The 1833-nt window shown below is 64.8% G+C and carries 1 protein-coding gene and 1 pseudogene; both read left to right on the plus strand.

The genetic code is table 11. From position 1 onward, the window contains the following. The first annotated feature begins 134 nt into the window (after positions 1-134). Positions 135-1361 (plus strand): glycosyl hydrolase 53 family protein, encoded by a 1227-nt coding sequence (locus ACOJSJ_RS06975; RefSeq protein WP_420144266.1) that lies wholly within the window; start codon positions 135-137, stop codon positions 1359-1361. Then, positions 1358-1833, plus strand: a pseudogene (locus ACOJSJ_RS06980) (glycosyl hydrolase); the annotation flags it as partial. The gene ACOJSJ_RS06975 and the pseudogene ACOJSJ_RS06980, both read left to right, overlap by 4 nt.

The following is a 1833-nucleotide window of genomic DNA, read 5'->3' on the forward strand; positions in this document are numbered from 1 at the left end:
CATAACGCCCCGGCCATAGAGCATGATCCGGACGAACTGGATCGGATCATGCTCCAAATGTCTTTTGCTTGACCCATTTTGCGCGCCGTCATCTGTCCCGGATGACTCCAAAATGTTCTGACAGGAGTGGATCGATGACCGGAATCGACAGACGAACCGCGCTGGGCGCCACGGGCATCGCCACGCTGGCGGCCCTGCCTGTACTCAGCCCGGCGGCTCTGGCGGCGCAGAAGAAGGATGGCGCCCGTCCCGGTCCCTATCTGATCGGTGCGGACGTCAGCTGGATTCCCGAAGACGAAGCCGCAGGCGCGCGATTCTTCGTGGACGGGGTGCAGAAAGACCCGATCCTATTGCTGCGCGACGCCGGGTTCAACGCGATCCGCCTGCGCATCTTCGTCGATCCGGCCAAGGGCTATTCGAAGCGGGAGCCGGACAAGGCATGGGCCGGGCTGGACCAGACGATAAAGCTGGGCAAGCGCATCCGCGATGCGGGCCTCTATCTTGTGCTGAGTTTCCATTATAGCGACATATGGGCCGACCCGGAACATCAGGGCGTGCCCGCCGCGTGGGCGGGATATGGCTTGTCCGGGCTGGCAAAGGCGGTCGAAGCGCACACCCGTGACACGCTGGTCGCGATGCGGGCGGGCGGCGCGCCGGTCGACATGGCGGTGATCGGCAACGAAACGACGTTCGGCATGCTGTGGCCCCATGGGCAGGTGAAGCTGTCCACGTCGACCGGCAATCCGGTGACAGACGCCAATCATGCCAATGTGGGCGAAGTGGGCGGCTTCGAAGGCTTCGCGCAATTGCTGCGCGCCGGGATAGCGGGCGCGCGCCGGGCGGAACCGGCAGTGAAGATCCAGCTGCACAATCATCTGGGCCGCCACTGGCCGATCGTGCAGGAATGGACCGACGCCCTGATCGCGCGCAAGGTCGATTTCGATGTGATCGGCTTTTCCTGTTACCAGCAGCGGGCGCAGGGCGACTGGGCGCATAGTTTCGACGCATTCGCCAAACGCTATCCCGACAAAGGGCTGCTGGTCGCGGAATATTCGAGCCGCAAGCGCTATCTTAACGATCTGGTCCATGCGCTGCCCGGCAAACATGGCTGGGGCGCCTTCATCTGGGAACCCACGCGCCATCAGGAGGCGATTTTCGACAAGGATGGCGGAAATGCAGGCGAAGGCGCCAAGCCCGACCTGATTTCGCAGGGGCTGAACAGCGCCGAAGCGCCCGGCGGCCTTGCCGGCCAGACGCCCGCCCCCAAACCTGAACCGACCGTGCCGATGGGCAAGGGCGGCGATTATGTCGCCAACGACCTGTTGAAACTCTACGGCCAGATGGCGAAGGACTATCGATGAGGCGCCGCGATTTCACCCTGAGCCTTGGCGCGCTGGCGCTGGGGGCCTGCGCCAGCGCGCGGACGGCCAGCGCGGGTGCTGGCGGCGGACCCCTGATCTTCGCCTATTTCGCGACCGGCAAGGCGGGCGAGGCGAGCGGCCTGAAACTGGCGGTGAGCGAGGATGGCTTTGCGTTCCGCACGCTGGCGGGGGGGCGCAGCCTGCTGGTGCCGCAGGTGGGTGAAAAGAAGCTGTTGCGCGACCCGTTCCTGTTTCATGACGGACGGCGTTACCACCTGTTGTGGACCACCGCTTGGGAAGGGGTAACCATCGGCCATGCGACCAGCAGCGACCTCATCCACTGGTCGGATCAGCAGGCGATCGCGGTGATGGGCGATGTACCGGGCGTGCGCAATTGCTGGGCACCCGAAGCGATCCGCGATCCCCGCACCGGGCGGTACGAGATTTTCTGGTCCAGCACCGTGACGGGGCG

Source organism: Sphingobium sp., assembly GCF_048594625.1.
Lineage (GTDB): Bacteria > Pseudomonadota > Alphaproteobacteria > Sphingomonadales > Sphingomonadaceae > Sphingobium.